The sequence below is a fragment of the Kitasatospora sp. NPDC048296 genome (assembly GCF_043201815.1).
Taxonomy (GTDB): domain Bacteria; phylum Actinomycetota; class Actinomycetes; order Streptomycetales; family Streptomycetaceae; genus Kitasatospora.
Map to the genome: position 1 here is coordinate 1 of NZ_JBICZB010000028.1, position 15,862 is coordinate 15,862.

Below are 15,862 nucleotides of genomic sequence, written 5' to 3' on the forward strand. Positions count from 1 at the left end.
TTCCAGACGGCGATGAAGACGCTGGACCACACCCGGGTGACGATCGCGGCGCAGGCGGTGGGCATCGCGCAGGGGGCGCTGGACTACGCGAAGGGCTATGTCCAGGAGCGTCGGCAGTTCGGCAAGGCGATCGCGGAGTTCCAGGGTGTGCAGTTCATGCTGGCGGACATGGCGATGAAGCTGGAGGCCGCGCGGCAGATGACGTACGTGGCGGCGGCGAAGTCGCAGCGCGGGGACGCGGATCTGACGTTCTTCGGTGCGGCGGCGAAGTGCTTCGCGTCGGACGTGGCGATGGAGGTGACCACGGACGCGGTGCAGCTGCTGGGTGGTTACGGCTACACCCGGGACTACCCGGTGGAGCGGATGATGCGTGACGCGAAGATCACCCAGATCTACGAGGGCACCAACCAGGTCCAGCGCATCGTGATGGCCCGCAACCTCCCGTAACGGCGCTCTGACGTGCCCCGACGGCCGGATGGATCAGCCGCCCGGCCGTCGGGGCCGACACGTCGCACCGATGCTAAGTTCCGGAGAATGAGCGAGAAGGAAGAGCAGGACCTGCCGATGAATGACGGGCCCTCGAAGCCGGCGATGCGCGAGGCGCTGGTGGCCGCGGCCTTCGAGCTCTTCCTGGACCGCGGCTTCGAGCAGACGACGATCGACGACATCGTCTCGCTCGCGGGCGTCGGCCGGCGCTCCTTCTTCCGCTACTTCCCGGCCAAGGAGGACGTGGTCTTCCCCGACCACGAGCGCAGCCTCGCCGAGATGACGGAGTTCCTCGACTCCGGCACCGGCGAGGAGGACCCGGTCAAGTACGCCTGCGCCGCCGCCCGGCTGGTCCTGCGGATGTACGCCGAGCAGCCCTCCTTCTCCGTCCAGCGCTACCGCCTCACCCGCAAGGTGCCCGGCCTGCGGGCGTACGAGCTCTCGGTGGTCTGGCGCTACGAGCACACCCTCGCCGCCTACCTGCGCGGCCGCTTCGCCGACCGCCCGGACGGTCCGCTGCGCGCCGACGTGATCGCCGCCGCCGTGGTCGCCGCGCACAACCACGCCCTGCGCACCTGGCTGCGTTCGGGCGGCGAGAGCGACTGGGTGGCCGAGGTGGACGCGGCGATGGCCTTCGTCACCAGCACCTGGAACGACCGACCGGCCGACTCCGCCCCGGACGGCGAGGACGCGGCCGACGACGTGGTGGTCCTGGTCGCCAGCCGCCGCGCCCCGCTGTGGCGGATGGTCCAGGGCATCGAGAGCGCCCTGGGCGACACCCACCGGGTCTGAACCGGCCGCAGGGCTCACCCCTTCGCGGACCGACGCCCGTGCCCGGGGTCCACTCGCCTTCCTGCCGGCCGCCGTGGCGATTCTGACGGATCGTGCGGCCGGGCCGGACCGGGCGTGGCGCCGGTTGCGAGGGGACGCGGGGCGGAGCCGCCCGGATCGCGGCGGGCCGATCGGCCCACCGCCTCAACAGCGAACCCGTGCTCCGCGAGTCCACCGACACCGACAGAGCGGGCCCCCGCCTCCCCGGCGAGGGCCCGCTCCTGATGCAAAGCGAAGGGCCCCTGATGAACAGGGGCCCTTCGACTGGTGTCCGAGGGGGGACGTAGACCGTTAACCCAGCGATCACGGATGTCCTGGCCCTCGATGGGCCCAGGTGACGCCGGGGGAGGGCGATGCCACCACGGCGGCATCGCCCTCCGGCCGTGAGTCGGACATGACGCGATTTCGTGGAATTCACCCGACCGAATTCGGATTCGGGAACTCCGATTGAGCACATCAGATGAGAAACTGCAAAGCGGTCCTGTCGGCAAACTCCCTTGACCCTTCGTGCGCTCTGCGCTACATTTTGTCACCCTGATTCTTCTCATATTGACGGGGAATGCATGGCTGTTCGCTGGGAACCGGACCCTACAGCGTCCTTCGCCCGCCGCCTGGGCAAGTCGTCGCACGAGCTCGGCCAGACCTCCGGCAACGCCAGCTGCCCGGACATCTGGGAGCTGGACAACGGAGACGTCGCGGTCATCGGACGCGAGCTCACTGACTCCTACCAGGGAAGACTTCCTGAAGGCGTGAGCGTCGACCCGGGTGAGCGGCTCGTTGTCATCCCGCGCGCGACCATCATCGCGGCGAAGGCGGACATCCCGGATGCGTGATCTCCTTACCGGCGCTGTCGGCGAGCGCATGGAACTCGGCGCCTACTATGCCGAATTCGAATTATTTTTCTGGAGAATTACCGACCTCGGTTTCTGGAAGCTGGAGCGCCAGCAAACCTTCAAAGAGCCGGGCTACGACAGCTGGGAGAGTTTCGCCGCCGGCGACTGGGAAAATTCCCTGAGAATTCTTGAGGCTGGCCGCCGGGACATGGAGGGCTACCACCGGAAAATCGCCGAGCACGGTTTCTCGGCGCGTCGAGTGCGCGTGGTGGAGGAGCCGATCGGCGCATACCTCCAATGGGAGCTCCATGCACTCCGTGTCCGGGACCAGAGCGGCGGGCCCATCCGCGTCGTGAGCCCGGAGCAGGTGGAGACCTTCGAGGCGGACGGCCCTCTCCCGGAGATCTACACGCTCGGCTCCGAGGTCATGTACGAGGCGGTCTACGACGAGCACGGCGTCCTCGAATCCGTGCGGAGATTCGCCGACCGCGATCTGATCCTGCGATGCAGGCAGTTCATCGTCGACCTCTACGAAGTCGGCGAGCCACTGGACAGCTACTTCAACCGCAACGTGGCTGCCCTGCCGCCGCCGGCAGGGCAGCAATGATGGTTGCCAGCCGGATATCGGAACACCGCCCCTGATGGATGGCTTCGATCGGAACGACGCTTCCCCGCACGGTTCCTGGCAGACCAACCGAATCCACGGATCCGCCACCGTCGGGGACGTTCTGCAAGCCCGCGACGTCCACGGCGACATCCACTTCCATCAGTCGCTGGAGCGCTCCTTCCGTGTGACGCCGCACCAACTTCCTTACGCCGGAGGTCGCTTCGTCAACCGGAGTGGTGAGCTGGGGAATCTGGACCGGATAGTCGCCGACGGCCATGAGGCGCTCGCCTCGTCGGCGGTCGTGGTGGTCACGGGCACGGCGGGAGTGGGCAAGACGTCTCTGGTCCTGCACTGGGCGCATCGCGTCCGCGATCGCTTCCCGGCAGGGGCCCTGTACGTCAACCTCCGCGGCCATGACGCGAGTGCACCGGTCTCGTCGAGCCAAGCACTGGATCGCTTCCTGCAGGCCTTGGGGTTTCCTGCTGCTTCCGTGCCGGTCGATCTGGAGGACCGGGCCTCGCTGTTCCGGTCGATCACCGCCGATCACCGGCTCCTGGTTATGCTCGACAACGCCTCCACAGCCGCGCAAGTCCGGCCCCTGCTGCCCGCCTCCTCAGGCTCCCTGACCCTGGTGACCAGCCGAAACAGTCTTCCGGGCCTGGTAGCCCGGGAGGGGGCGTACCGGCTCGACCTGTGCCGTTTCCCGGACGAGGAGGCCGTCCTGCTGCTTCGAGCGGTGACTGCTGCCTCTCGTTCGTCCGACCAGCCCGACGAACTGGCCGAACTGGCCCGGCTCTGCGCAGGTCTGCCGCTCGCGTTGCGGATCGCCGCCGAACGCGCGGCCGGCAGGCCGTTGATGCTCCTGCGGGAGCTGATCGCTGATCTCAAGGACCGCTCGGCGCTCTGGGACGTCCTGACGGCGGAGACCGAAGAGGAGACGGACGCGATGCACAGCGTGTTCGCCTGGTCCTACCGGGCCCTGCCCGAGGCGGCGGCCCGGCAGTTCCGGCTGATCGGCCTGCATCCGGGTGACGAGTTCGGCCTGCCCGCCGCAGCCGCGCTCGCCGGGAGCACGGTAGCCGAGGCGCGTCGCCAGCTCGACGTCCTGGTCGGCGCCCACCTGGTCGAGCAACGCGCCTCCACCCGCTATCAACTCCACGACCTCCTGCGCGCCTATGCCGTCACACAGGTGCAGCAGGAGGAGCCGGCCGAAACCCGCCGTGACGTCCAACGGCGCATCCTGACGTGGTATCTGCACACCGCCGACAACGCGCAGTTGATGATGGCTCCATTCGACCGTTATCCGCTCGACGTTCCGGTGCCACCGGACGTCGCTCCGCTGGCCTTCGACGACTACCAGTCGGCGTTCCAGTGGTACCTCGCCGAGGCCGGCAACCTGGTCGCCGCCACGCGAGCCGCCGCGGAGGCCGGATTCCACGATCTCGCCTGGCGACTGGCCGTGGTCCTGCGAGCCGTCTACATGCACCAGAACGCCTTCGACGATTGGGAAGCGACAGCCGAGATCGGCATCCGCTCGGCTGCCCGAGCCGGCAGCCGCGCAGGCGAGGCCGAAGCGTACGAGAGCCTGGGAAAGGCGTACTTCCAGTCGCGACGTCTCGACGAGGCCGAGGCGTGCCATCGCGCCGCCCTCGAGATCCGTCGCGAGATCGGAGAGCGGTTCGGCGAGGCGGTGTCGGTCAACGCGCTGGGCCTGCTGGGCCTGCGTCGGCGACGGCTTGACGAAGCCCGAAGCTGGTTCGAGGCCGGGGCCGCCATCTTCGGCGAGCTGGGCGACCAGCGATGGGCGGCGCTGCTCCTGTCGAATCTTGCCGAGACACAGTGCGAACTCGGTGGCTTCCACGCGGGAGTCGAGGCCCTGGAGCGGGCTTTGACGGTGTTCCGCGATCTCGGAGACCGAAGCGGTGAGGGCAACGCACTGTTCTTCCTTAGCTGGGCCCAGCGCGAACTGGGCTTGCTGGCCGACGCCCACGCCTCGATCAGTGTTGCTCTGGAGATCGCCGCCGAGGAGGGCAACAGCGTGTGGGAGGCACACTGGCTCGTCGAGCTGGCGAACGTCGATCGCTCGGCTGGGCGGCCCGAGGATGCCCTGCGGTCGTGCGAGCAGGCAGTCTCCATCCAGCGAAGGCTGGGTGATCGAAGCCGAGAGGCGACGGCACTGGACCGGGCCGGGGAGGCCTGCCGCGATCTCGGGAGGACCGATGATGCCATCCGTCTCCACGAGGCCGCCGCCACGATCCATCGGGAGTGCAACGACGCCTGGCAGCTGTCCGGCACGCTCGACAATCTCGCACGCGCCCTCTGCCAGGCAGGCCGCGAGGACCAGGCCCGCGCGCACTGGTCCGAGGCGCTCCCCTTGCTCGCGAGCTTCGACGATCCGCAGGCGGCCGCACGGTACCAGAGGATCAGCCGGCAGCTGACAAGCCCCTAACGGATTCCACGGGCGCCGATTCCGTGATCCAGATCGGGTTGTCGGCGCATTCCAGGCGAATCCCGTCGGTCGGTGTCAGCCTGGTCCGCAGCACCCGTAGGAGGCGCCCGTCGATCTCGACGGTTGGGCCGAGGTCTGGTCCCATGAACCGGAACGTGCGGACCTGGTTGTGGATCTCGCGGGCGGTTTGTGAGCGATTGACCAGGGAGAACTCCGGTCCCATCAGCCCCGCGTAGGTAGCGCGGGCGCCATCCTGCGGTGTTCCCGGATATCCCTGCGATGCGCGGTCCAGGGAATCGACGAGAAGCCGCCGAATTACCGGTTCGAGTCGTGGCCAGAGGGTGTCCGGGGTGACGTCGTCATCGATGGGGATTCCGTCCTGCTGCGCCAGCACCGGACCAGTGTCGAAGTCCTCGTCCATGCGGTGGACCGTCACACCGAGGTGCGCGTCACCGTTGCGGATGGCCCAGAGGACGGGCGCAGGCCCCCGGTACTCGGGCAGCAGCGAGCAGTGGATGTTCAGGACACCGAGGCGAGGTACCTCCAGGACCGACGGTGGCAGCTTCCAGGAGAAGCCGTAGACGACGAGGAGGTCCAGGTCGTATCCGGCGAGGGCTTTGGCCAGTCCCTCGGAGCTGCCGGGCACGAGGAGGTCCACACCTGCGGGAATCGCCTCAAGAAGGGATCCGACCGTCTCTGTGGCAAAGGCGTCAGTGGGCCGTCTGGGCCGCATCGAACGGCAGTACACATGAACCAGCGGTTCGTGCCCTTTCTGCTGGCAGACGGCATGAAGGGCCTGGAACTCGCGAGCTCCGAAAGATGCAATGCCGATACGTAAAGGATCTGCCACGGCTGCGACACTAGCAGTGCGCCGTATCTGATTGCCGGTGAAATGCGTAGCCGGTCCGCCAGTTTGCCGGACGGTGACTGCGTGGCCGCAGTCGCGCAGCACGGCGCGTTCGACCACGCGCGTGGTGGTTCTGGAGTCACGGCCTGTTGGCGCTGCCATCGAGGCGGCGGCCCCGGAGAGGGGATTCGTTCGCCGGCTCACCCGTGAAATCTCGCACTTCGCACTATGATCGTCACGCTGTGTGTCGATTGGGGGGATGTGCATGGCTGCGGGCGGTTCGGCGGGACGGCGGGCGCAGGATGCTCGGCGGAGGGAACGAGAACTGCGCGAACAGTGGCAGGCCGCACGGCGTGAGGCCGGCCGGTGGGAGGCCGCGAGCGAGGGCGAGCAACGGGTCGCGGCGCGGCTCCTGTTCCTCACCGAGTGCGGGTGGCGGTTGCTCGTGGACCGCCGTTGGCCAGGGACACGCTCGGCGAATGTGGACATGCTGCTGGTCGGACCTGGTGGCGTCTACGTCGTCGACGTCAAGAACTGGCGAGCCGAACCCGACCTGGTGGATGGTCAGTTGTCTGCGGCAGGGCAGAACCGGGACAGTGAGGCGGCCAAGCTGCTCGCCGTCACACAGGTGGCTGAACGCGCGGTGGGGGAGCTCGGACTGTCCCCAGTAGCGGTTCGGCCGCTGATGGTCTTTGCCGGGCATCGAGTGGACCGCCGGCTCGGGGTCGTGCACATGCTGGGAGAGCAGGAGGTGGCTCCGGCGCTCTCCTCTGAGCCGACTCGGCTGAGACCCGCCGCAGTCCGAGCGATCTCGGATCACCTGTCGCGTGTCTTTCCCGCGTACGAGCCCGCGGAGATTCCGACCGCTCGCACAGCCGACCTGCAATCGGTCCCGCCCGATTCGGAAACGCTCTTCGACGTCGAGGCCCTGCAGGAGGCGGAGATCACCGCTGCGCGGCAAGCCCCCATCGAGCAGTGGATGACCTTCCTCCATCCGGACCAGGCGGCACTGGTCCGCCGCAACTGGGGCGGTCCGGCCCGCATCACCGGCCCAGCGGGCACCGGCAAAACCGTTGTCGGCCTGCACCGCGCCGTGTACCTCGCTCAGCGCACCTCCGGCCGCATCCTCTACGTCACCTTCGCCAACAACCTTCCCCGAGTGCAACGCACCTTCCTGCAGGCGATGGCCCCGGCAATCGCCGACCGGGTCGAGTTCAGCAGCCTGCACGGCTGGGTCCAGGCATACCTGCGCCAACACGGCATCGCGACCCGCCTCCATGGGGATCGCGCTCGCTCGGCCTTCAACCTCGCGTGGCTCCGGTCCGGCCGCGACACCATCCTGGCCACTCTCGACGCGACGTCCCACTACTGGCGCGAAGAGATCGACTACGTCATCAAAGGTCGTGGAATCACAAGCTTCGACGAGTACGCGGTCCTGCCTCGTCGCCGCCGACGTACCACACTGCGCCGGAACCACCGTGAAGCCGTCTGGGCCTTGTACGAGGAGTACGAACGTCTGCGCGTCGAGCGCGGGATCCACGACTTCAACGACGTTCTCACGCTGGCTGCCGAGCAACTGCGCACCACGACCGCCCCGCCCCCGTACACCGCTGTGATCACCGATGAGATCCAGGACCTGTCCCTCACCGGCTTGCGCGTCCTCCGGTCCCTCGCCGGCGATGTCCCCAACGGCCTCCTGCTGATCGGCGACGGCCAGCAAGCGGTCTACCCCGGGGGATTCCGTCTCAGCGATGCCGGCATCGACATTCGCGGCGACCGAGGGCAGGTGTTGCGCACCAACTACCGCAATGCGAAGGAGATCTTGGACGCTGCTCTGGCCGTCGTCCAGGGCGACGAGTTCGAGGATCTCGACGGAGAGCGCACACCAGGAAAGCGCGATGTCGAACAGTCGTACCGAGCCGGCCAGGTCATCCGCACAGAGGCCCGGACCCTCGACGAGCACGACGCAGCACTGCTGGCGGCGCTGCACCGAGGCCTTGGCGAGCCAGCCCCAGGCGCGCCGGAGAGACACGCCGACTCGCGCGGAAGCTGGGGCGATGCCGCCGTCCTCTGTTCGAACTGGCAGCAGCTCCAGCACTACCAGCGGCTTCTCACTGAATCGGGAGTGCCCGTCGTCTCGCTCGAGCAGTACGAGGGCCGCCCGGTCGAGGCTGTGAAGATCGGGACCTACCGCAGGGCCAAGGGCTTGGAGTTCAAGCACGTCTACTTGCCACGCCACGACCAGGCGCTCCACGGCCGGGACGATGGGGGAGAAGTAGCGGCGGAGCACGCGGAACTCGCCCGGAGCCAGCTCTTTGTCGCCATGACCCGCGCGCGAGACGGCCTCTGGTTGGGGAGCGTCGCTCCGTCGGGTGACGGAATTCTGTAGGCATCGACACCGGACAGCGGGGCCATCGAATGCGTGACCGACCTGACGTCCGCCGTCATGCCGTCGACAAGGCGGCGGATTCAGGACGTTTCCGTGCCCAGGGCGGCGGCGAGGGCCGCTGCCGGGTCGCGGTCCGCGGGGCCGGCGGGCCACCAGGTGCCGGATTCCTTGCGGTAGGGGTACCAGCGTCGGTCGGTGCCCAGGCGCAGCTGTGCGGAGCCCCCGGTGGCGGTGAGGCGGTTGCGGGTGGCTCGCAGGGCGGGGGCGCGTTCGCCCTCCCAGGCGTGCCTGACCGCGTCACGGGCGGCGGCGAGTTCATACGGCTCCGGGTCCCAGGGCTCGTTCAGGACCCGTAGTCCCTCGGGGCCGCCGAGACGCCAGGCGCGTACGGAGCGGGCCAGGTCCGTGGTGCCCAGCCCGGCCGCGTCCGCGAGGCGCGTGACGAGGGTGGGCGGCGCTTCGGCTGCCGCGAGGCGGATGACGTCCTGGTCGACGTGCAGCGGGTCTGCGGGTGTCGTGCCAAGGTGCGCGGGGGTGAGTGCCTCGGCGAGCAGTCGTACGGCGCGGGCGGCGGCATCGGCGGCGAGGAACTCCAGCGCCGCAGGGTCGATCCCGGTGTCAGGGGCACTCGAACCGGTGAACACGGCGGTGGGCCCCGGGCGGGCGATCGCGTGCGGTGGGCCGGGCAGTGGCGGCAGCCCGGCCCTGGCGGCGGCGAACACATCCTTGGCGGGCACCGATCCGGCTGCCGACGGTACGTCATGGGAGCTCGTGGACTCCAGGGCTGCATGGGCGGCGTTGCGTCGCTGGAGCTCGTCCATGAGCTCCTGCTCGCCGCGGCCTCGGAGCAGCAGGAGGACGAACGGGTCCTCGTCGAGCAGCCGGGCGACCTGGTAGTAGACGGCGGCCGCGTGCTTGCAGGGGTCGCCCCAGTCGGGGCAGGAGCAGGTCGGGGTGAGCTCGCCCTGCCGCGGAAGCAGCCGCACCCCCGCGCGAGCGGCGTCCTCCACCAGTTCGGCGGGCATGTCCCGGTCCAGAAGGGCCGCGATGTGCCCGGCCTGCCCGGCGGCGGCATCCAGCAGCAGTTCCCAGTCGCGCTCGCCGAGCACCGGGATCTCCATCGAGGTGCGGTAGGGCGTACTGCGGCTGCCCTGGACCCGGGCGGCGACCCGGCCGGGGGTCACGGTGATCTCGCCGACGTTCCCCGCCCGGGCGTAGGTACGGCCGCGGGCGAGGCGCCCGGTGGCGGAGCGCTGCCTGCCCTCCAACGCCTCGACCCAGGCGTTGCCCCACCAGGACTCGGCGAACGAACGGCGGCCCCGGGCGGGCGGCAGCGGGGGGAACGTCCGGCTGCGCGCGGTGTCGGCCTTGCGAGTGGTGCGGCGGGCGTTCATGAGCGGGCCGCCTTGCGAGGCCGGCGGGCAGCGGGCACGCGCCCGCCGGCCGTCCGCAGTTCCACCAGTTCGGCCAGCTCGGCATCCGTCAGTTCGGTCAACGCGGCCTCGCCACCGCCCAGGACGGCCTCGGCGAGATCCTTCTTGCGTTTCAGCAGTTCGGCGATGCGGTCCTCCACGGTGCCCTCCGCGATCAGGCGATGGGCCTGGACCGGCCGGGTCTGGCCGATCCGGTAGGCGCGGTCGGTCGCCTGGTCCTCGACGGCCGGGTTCCACCAGCGGTCGTAGTGGATGACATGGGCGGCCCGGGTGAGGTTGAGGCCGGTACCGGCGGCCTTCAACGACAGCAGGAGGACCGGGACTTCACCGTCCTGGAAGCGTCGCACCATCTCCTCGCGCCACTTGACCGGGGTGCCGCCGTGCAGGAACAGCGTCGGGACGCCGCGCTGCGCGAGGTGGCCTTCGATGATCCGGGCCATGGCGACGTACTGGGTGAACACCAGCACGGCGTTGTCCTCGGCGAGGATGGTGTCGAGGAGCTCATCCAGAAGTTCGAGCTTGCCCGAGCGTTCGACGGCCCGGGCGGGGCCGTCCTCCTTCAGGTACTGCGCCGGGTGGTTGCAGATCTGCTTGAGCCCGGTGAGCAGCTTGACGACCAGCCCGCGTCGCGTGATGCCCGTGCTGTCCCGGATCTCGGCCAGGGTCTCACGCACCACGGCCTCGTAGAGCGCGATCTGCTCCTTCGTCAGGGCGACGATGCGGTCGGTCTCGGTCTTGGGCGGCAGCTCCGGGGCGATACCCGGGTCCGACTTCCTGCGGCGCAGCAGGAAGGGACGGACGAGGGCGGCGAGGCGTTCGGCGGCCCCGGGATCGTCGCCGCGTTCCACACCCCGGGCGTAGCGGTCCCGGAAGGCCTTGAGCGGGCCGAGCAGTCCCGGGGTGGTCCAGTCGAGCAGCGCCCACAGCTCGGAGAGGTTGTTCTCGACGGGCGTGCCGGTGAGGGCGACCCGGGCCTTGGAGGTGAGGGTGCGCAGCGCCTTGGCGGTGGCGGAGAACGGGTTCTTGACGTGCTGGGCCTCGTCGGCGACCACCAGTCCCCACGGCCCGGCCGTATCCAGCCGGGCGGCGTCCCTGCGCATGGTGCCGTACGTGGTGAGCACGAACTCGCCGGCGGCCAGGCCGTTGAGCTCTCGGGCGGTGCCGTGGAAGCGACGTACGGCGGTGCCGGGGGCGAACCGCTCGATCTCGCGCTGCCAGTTGCCGAGCAGGGAGGTGGGGCAGACGACCAGGGTGGGGCCGGCGGTGGCGGGATCGGCCTGGCGGTGCAGGTGGAGGGCGATCAGGGTGATGGTCTTGCCGAGACCCATGTCGTCGGCGAGGCAGCCGCCGAGACCGAGCGAGGTCATCCGGTGCAGCCAGCCCAGGCCGCGCAGTTGGTAGTCGCGCAGGGTGGCCCGCAGAGCGGCGGGCTGGGGGAGCGGTTCGCGGCGGGCAGCGGCCTCGGGGTCGGTGAGGCGCTCGCGCAGCTCGGCCAGCCACCCCGAAGAGCGGACCTCGACCAGTTCCCCGTCGACCTCGGCAGTGCCGGTGAGGGCGGCGGAGAGGGCCTCCAGCGGGGTGAGGCGTCTCTCCTCGCGCTCGCGGGCACGCCGCACCGCCTCGGGGTCGAGCAGAACCCACTGGTCGCGCAGCCGGACCATCGGACGCTGCGCCTCGGCGAGGCGGTCCAGCTCGGCCCTGGTCAGCTCCCGGCCGCCGACGGTGAGTTGCCAACGGAAGGCGAGCAGCTTCTCGGCGGAGAGCAGGGACGGCAGGTCGGATCCGGGCCGCTCCGGCGGCTCGACCACCGCACGGGCGGTGAGCTCGCGGGCCAGCTCCTTGGGCCAGTGGAGCTGGATCCCGGCTGCCGCGAGGCGCACCGCGGCGTCGCCGAGCAGTTCCTGGACCTCCTCGTCGGACAGCTCCAGTTCAGCCGGGGCGGCTGCCGTCAGCAGCCGCTCCAGCGGCGGCCATACCCGGGCGGCGCGGCGCAGCGTCAGCAGCGTGTCGACCTTGGTGCGGGGGCCGAAGGCGTCCGCGGCGGCCGTGCGGCCTGCCCACAGGTCAGCGGCATCGGTGACCAGGGTGGCGTCACCGAGGCTGTGCAGCTGGACGACGGCGCGGAAGGGCTGGTCGGCGCCATCGTCCTCCCAACTGTCGTACCAGTCGTCCCAGTCCTGGAAATCGTCGGGTTCCTCCGGGCTGACGGCGGCCATCCCGGGCAGCTCCAGACGGAGTGACACCCGCACCCCGGCGTCCAGGCCGGCGGCGATCTCGGCCGCCCACCCGCGCTGCGCGCTCGCCTGCTGCGGGGCGGGGGAGGCCCACACCGGGCTACCGGCCGCGAGATGGGCGGCGGGGGTGCGGGGCAGTCCGTCGGCGACCGCGTCCAGGAAGGCACGCAGGAGCGGCTCGGCTTCGGGCAGCTGCAGGGGCGTACGGTCCGGGAGCGGCACAGCGCGGGCTTCCGGTGGCATCGCGGCGGCGAGTTCGCGGATCCGCCGGAAGTCTTCCTGGTCCAGCGGGCCGACCCGCCAGGCGTCCAGGCCACCCGGGCTGACACCGGGCAACAGCCGCCCCCGTGCGACCAGTTGGAGGGCGAGCAGGCCGGCCGCTCCCCAGAAGGCGGCGGCCTCGTCGGCCCCGGCACCGGTCCGGGCCCGGGTGAGGAAGGGCAGCGCCTGAGCAACGCTCAGCACGGTGGCCGGCACGGTGCGACGGCGAGCAGAAGAACCGTGCGGGCGGACGACGACGAGCTGGGTGATGCCGTCCTGGCGAACGGGCGGGGCGGACCCATCGGGGCGCCAGAAGGCCACCTGGCCGAGCCGCGGCGGATCGGTAGGCAGGAAGACGGCGGCGCAGGTGCCGAGCGCGGAGAGCTCGGTTGGGGTCAGCGGGATCGAAGCATCGGCGGGCGCATCGGTAGATGTCAAGTCAAATGAGACGATTGTGGTCTTATGAGCTCTGTTGTGCCGGTTCTCTTCGGCGGGACGGGTCGTTGATCCACGCCTGCTCAGGTATCTCGGGCGGGCGTGGTCGCTTCGCGAAGCGTTCGGGGTGTCGCTGGTAGGCCTCGGCGAGAGTGGCCGCGCGCTGGTCGCGAACCTCCTCGGCCGTGCCGAAGTGCACCGAGGCAGGCGTGTGCAGTCCGATCCCCGAGTGCCTGTGCTGGTGGTTGTAGTAGGCGATGAACCCGTCGAACCACTCCCGGGCGTGTGCCAGGGAGTCGAACCGCCCGGGGAAGTCCGGCGCGTACTTGGTCGTGCGGAAATGCGCCTCGCTGTAGGGGTTGTCGTTGCTCACCTTCGGCCGTGAGTGGCTCCTGGTGACGCCGAGGTCGATCAGCAGCTGGGAGACCTTCTTGGAGGTCATCGAAGTGCCGCGGTCCGCGTGCACGGTCTCGGGCACGATGCCGTTGCGCTCGATGGTCTCACGGATCAACTCCTCGGCCCGCTCGGCTGATTCGGCGCGCTCGACGGTGTAGCCGACCACGTAGCGGCTGAAGATGTCGATGATCACGTATGCGTGGAACCAGATGCCCTTCTCCGGCCCGGCCAGACGGGTGATGTCCCAGGTGAATACCTGCGACGGGGCAGTGGCGACCAGCTCGGGAACCGTCTTCGCGGAGTGGGTCGCCTGGCGTCGGCGCTCGCCGTTCTGCCCGGCCGCCTCCAGGAGCCGGTACATCGTGCGGATGGAGCAGTGGTAGCGGCCCTCGTCCAGCTCGCGGGCCCAGATCTGCGCGGGCGGCAGTTCGGCGTACTCGCCGGTGTTCATCAACTCCATTACCGCCGCGCGCTCCTGGGCGGAGAGCGCGGACGGCGGGCCCGGCCTGGGCTTCGGCTCCCTGCGCGCAGGCGGATCGAGCCGGCGGTAGTAGGTGGCCCGGGAAGAGCCGGTCAGCCGGCACGCGGCCGCGATGCCCAGCTCCGCCCGCAGCCCGTCCAGCGCCTGCTGTCGCACGGGGAGGAGGGCGTGCGTCAGTCCGCGCTCTCGGAGATCATTTCCAAGAGCGCGGAAGCTTTTCCCAGGACCTCCAGCGCGGCCTTGTTCCGAGCGAGCTCCTTCTTGAGCCGCTCGTTCTCCCGCCGCAGCTTTTCCGCCTCCGCCTCGGCCGGCGACTTCTTCGGCCGCGCGGCAGACGTACGGCGGTCGACCAGCTTCTCCAGGGCTCCGGCCTCGCGGGCCTGGCGCCACTCCTGGATGTGGGAGTGGTAGAGCCGCTCACGGCGCAGGACCGCCCCACGCTCGGCGCTGGACGCGGCGTCGTCGTACTCGGTCAGAACACGGAGCTTGTACTCCGGGGTGAAGGTGCGGCGGCGCGGCTTCGCGGCCGGATCAGTGCTGGTCATGCGAGTGGAACTCCTGTCGTGCCCCCTCAGACTAACCCGGCAAACCGGACTGTCTCACCCAAAGCTGGCAGAGAGGGCATCGCGCCCGGGTGTCCCGACACGTTGGTGCACGACTGCCACGATGCGATTGCTGCTTTCCAGCGGGTCCGAACCGGCTTGTCCCCGTGAGAATAGTGGACCGGAAGATTTCAAGTCCAGTGAGACGGTCGTGACGTTATGAGGTTTGTGGTGCGGGTTCCCTGCGCTTGGCCGGGTCGTTGATCCATGCCGTCTTCGGGATCTCGGGTGGTCTGGGGCGGCGGCCGAAGCGTTCGGGGTGCCGCGCGTAGGCCTCGGCGAGGGTGACGGCCCGCTGGTCACGGATCTCCTCGGCGGTGCCGAAGTGGACGCTGGCGGGCGTGTGAAGTCCGATGCCCGAGTGCCGGTGCTCGTGGTTGTAGTACGAGATGAAGGCGTCGAACCATTCGCGGGCGTGGGCCAGGGATTCGAACCGCTCTGGATAGTCGGACATGTATTTGGTGGTTTTGAACTGGGCCTCGCTGTAGGGGTTGTCGTTGGAGACCTTGGGGCGCGAGTGACTCCTGGTGACGCCGAGATCGATCAGCAGCTGGGAGACCTTCTTCGAGGTCATCGAGGAGCCCCGGTCGGCGTGCACGGTCTCGGGGACGATGCCGTTGTGCGCGATGGTCTCGCGGATCAACTCCTCCGCACGCTCGGCTGACTCGGCCAGCTCGACGGTGTGGCCGACGATGTAGCGGCTGAAGATGTCGATGACGACGTAGGCGTGGAACCAGATGCCCTTCCTGGGGCCGGCCGCCTTGGTGATGTCCCAGGTGAACACCTGGGAGGGGCCGTCGGCGACCAGTTCGGGCACCGTCTTGGCCGGGTGGGTGGCCTGGCGGCGGCGCTCGCCCGACTGCCCCCGCTCACGCAGGATCCGGTACATCGTGGAGACCGAGCAGTGGTAGCGCCCGGTATCCAGCTCGCGGGCCCAGATCTGTGCGGGTGGCAGCTCGGCGTACTCGGGGCTGTTCATCAACGCCAGTACGGCATCACGCTCTTCGGCCGTCAGGGCCGACGGCTGGACCTGGGGCGGTCTCGGTCCGCGGGTGGGCGGTGGCTTCGGCCTGCGGTAGGTGGGTGGCCCGGGAGCGGCCGGTCAGCCGGCACGCGGCCGTGATGCCCAGCTCGTGTTCGACGCCGACGAACGCCTCGTCCACGACCGGGTCGGCGGCGTGCTTCAGTCCGCGCCCTCGGAGATCATTTCCAAGAGCGCCGACGCTTTTCCCAGAACCTCCAGCGCGGCCTTGTTCCGGGCGAGTTCCTTCTCCAGCCGTTCCACCTGCCGGCGCAGCTTCTCGTTCTCGACCTCGGCGGCGGACTTCTTCGGGCGGGCCGGACTCGTGCGGCGGTCGACCAGGTTCTCCAGGGCCCCGGCATCACGCGCGGCCCGCCACTCGGTGACATGCGAGTGGTACAAGCGCTCGCGGCGCAGGACCGCACCCTTCTCACCCTCCGGCGCGGCGTCGTACTCGGCGACGATCCGCAGCTTGTACTCGGGACTGAACGTGCGGCGCTTCGGCCGGGGAGCCGGGTCGGCTACGGACGGATCGGTGCTGGTCATCAGGGGTGGAA

General features: G+C 69.6%; 13 protein-coding genes. 6 read left to right on the forward strand and 7 right to left on the reverse strand.

Translation table 11 applies throughout. The annotated features are described in order from the left end of the window. The 5 genes from ACGF12_RS18470 to ACGF12_RS18490 form a co-directional block, all read left to right on the forward strand. The coding region (locus ACGF12_RS18470; RefSeq protein WP_393030672.1) for an acyl-CoA dehydrogenase family protein at positions 1–447 on the forward strand (447 nt) is incomplete at its 5' end. A 144-nt stretch (positions 448–591) separates the two neighbouring features. Further along, a complete protein-coding gene (locus ACGF12_RS18475; RefSeq protein ID WP_393030889.1) occupies positions 592–1,278 on the forward strand; it encodes a TetR family transcriptional regulator in 687 nt (228 codons plus the stop codon). 602 nt (positions 1,279–1,880) lie between these two features. Next, a complete protein-coding gene (locus ACGF12_RS18480; protein WP_393030675.1) occupies positions 1,881–2,150 on the forward strand; it encodes a hypothetical protein in 270 nt (89 codons plus the stop codon). After that, positions 2,143–2,757: a DUF6879 family protein gene (locus ACGF12_RS18485; RefSeq protein WP_393030678.1), complete on the forward strand. Its 615-nt coding sequence runs from the start codon at positions 2,143–2,145 to the stop codon at positions 2,755–2,757. The genes ACGF12_RS18480 and ACGF12_RS18485 overlap by 8 nt, the downstream gene beginning before the upstream one ends. A 34-nt stretch (positions 2,758–2,791) precedes the next feature. Beyond that, entirely contained in the window at positions 2,792–5,206 is a 2,415-nt protein-coding gene (locus ACGF12_RS18490; RefSeq protein WP_393030681.1) for a tetratricopeptide repeat protein, read from the forward strand. On the opposite strand, the gene ACGF12_RS18495 is transcribed toward ACGF12_RS18490, so the two are convergent. Beyond that, positions 5,181–6,173: a methionyl-tRNA formyltransferase gene (locus ACGF12_RS18495; RefSeq protein WP_393030684.1), complete on the reverse strand. Its 993-nt coding sequence runs from the start codon at positions 6,171–6,173 to the stop codon at positions 5,181–5,183. The genes ACGF12_RS18490 and ACGF12_RS18495 overlap by 26 nt on opposite strands. Positions 6,174–6,318: 145 nt before the next feature. Here ACGF12_RS18495 and ACGF12_RS18500 point away from each other — a divergent pair, with 145 nt between their 5' ends. Next, positions 6,319–8,442: a UvrD-helicase domain-containing protein gene (locus ACGF12_RS18500; protein ID WP_393030686.1), complete on the forward strand. Its 2,124-nt coding sequence runs from the start codon at positions 6,319–6,321 to the stop codon at positions 8,440–8,442. Positions 8,443–8,522: 80 nt separating this feature from the next. On the opposite strand, the gene ACGF12_RS18505 is transcribed toward ACGF12_RS18500, so the two are convergent. The 6 genes from ACGF12_RS18505 to ACGF12_RS18530 all read right to left on the reverse strand — a co-directional run bounded on the left by ACGF12_RS18505 (position 8,523) and on the right by ACGF12_RS18530 (position 15,851). After that, positions 8,523–9,836: an SWIM zinc finger family protein gene (locus ACGF12_RS18505; RefSeq protein WP_393030689.1), complete on the reverse strand. Its 1,314-nt coding sequence runs from the start codon at positions 9,834–9,836 to the stop codon at positions 8,523–8,525. Further along, a complete protein-coding gene (locus tag ACGF12_RS18510) occupies positions 9,833–12,808 on the reverse strand; it encodes a DEAD/DEAH box helicase (RefSeq protein ID WP_393030692.1) in 2,976 nt (991 codons plus the stop codon). The genes ACGF12_RS18505 and ACGF12_RS18510 overlap by 4 nt, the downstream gene beginning before the upstream one ends. 22 nt (positions 12,809–12,830) lie before the next feature. Continuing rightward, positions 12,831–13,838: an IS3 family transposase gene (locus ACGF12_RS18515; RefSeq protein WP_393030695.1), complete on the reverse strand. Its 1,008-nt coding sequence runs from the start codon at positions 13,836–13,838 to the stop codon at positions 12,831–12,833. A 17-nt stretch (positions 13,839–13,855) separates the two neighbouring features. After that, positions 13,856–14,227 carry a hypothetical protein gene (locus ACGF12_RS18520; protein WP_393030698.1) on the reverse strand — a complete coding sequence of 124 codons (372 nt, stop codon included), beginning with the start codon at positions 14,225–14,227 and terminating at the stop codon, positions 13,856–13,858. Between the two features lie 214 nt (positions 14,228–14,441). After that, the gene (locus ACGF12_RS18525) at positions 14,442–15,263 is read right to left on the reverse strand and encodes a transposase (protein ID WP_393030701.1); all 822 of its coding nucleotides are present in this window, start codon (positions 15,261–15,263) and stop codon (positions 14,442–14,444) included. A gap of 204 nt (positions 15,264–15,467) precedes the next feature. Then, positions 15,468–15,851, reverse strand: coding sequence for a transposase (locus tag ACGF12_RS18530; RefSeq protein ID WP_393030704.1), 384 nt, complete (start codon positions 15,849–15,851; stop codon positions 15,468–15,470). Positions 15,852–15,862 lie beyond the last annotated feature (11 nt).

Coding starts and splice junctions, on each gene's coding strand:
- ACGF12_RS18475 (WP_393030889.1), top strand. CDS start 592: ATGCGCGAGGCGCTGGTGGCCGCGGCCTTCGAGCTCTTCCTGGACCGC.
- ACGF12_RS18480 (WP_393030675.1), top strand. CDS start 1,881: ATGGCTGTTCGCTGGGAACCGGACCCTACAGCGTCCTTCGCCCGCCGC.
- ACGF12_RS18485 (WP_393030678.1), top strand. CDS start 2,143: ATGCGTGATCTCCTTACCGGCGCTGTCGGCGAGCGCATGGAACTCGGC.
- ACGF12_RS18490 (WP_393030681.1), top strand. CDS start 2,792: ATGGATGGCTTCGATCGGAACGACGCTTCCCCGCACGGTTCCTGGCAG.
- ACGF12_RS18500 (WP_393030686.1), top strand. CDS start 6,319: ATGGCTGCGGGCGGTTCGGCGGGACGGCGGGCGCAGGATGCTCGGCGG.
- ACGF12_RS18505 (WP_393030689.1), bottom strand. CDS start 9,836: ATGAACGCCCGCCGCACCACTCGCAAGGCCGACACCGCGCGCAGCCGG.
- ACGF12_RS18520 (WP_393030698.1), bottom strand. CDS start 14,227: ATGACCAGCACTGATCCGGCCGCGAAGCCGCGCCGCCGCACCTTCACC.
- ACGF12_RS18525 (WP_393030701.1), bottom strand. CDS start 15,263: ATGAACAGCCCCGAGTACGCCGAGCTGCCACCCGCACAGATCTGGGCC.
- ACGF12_RS18530 (WP_393030704.1), bottom strand. CDS start 15,851: ATGACCAGCACCGATCCGTCCGTAGCCGACCCGGCTCCCCGGCCGAAG.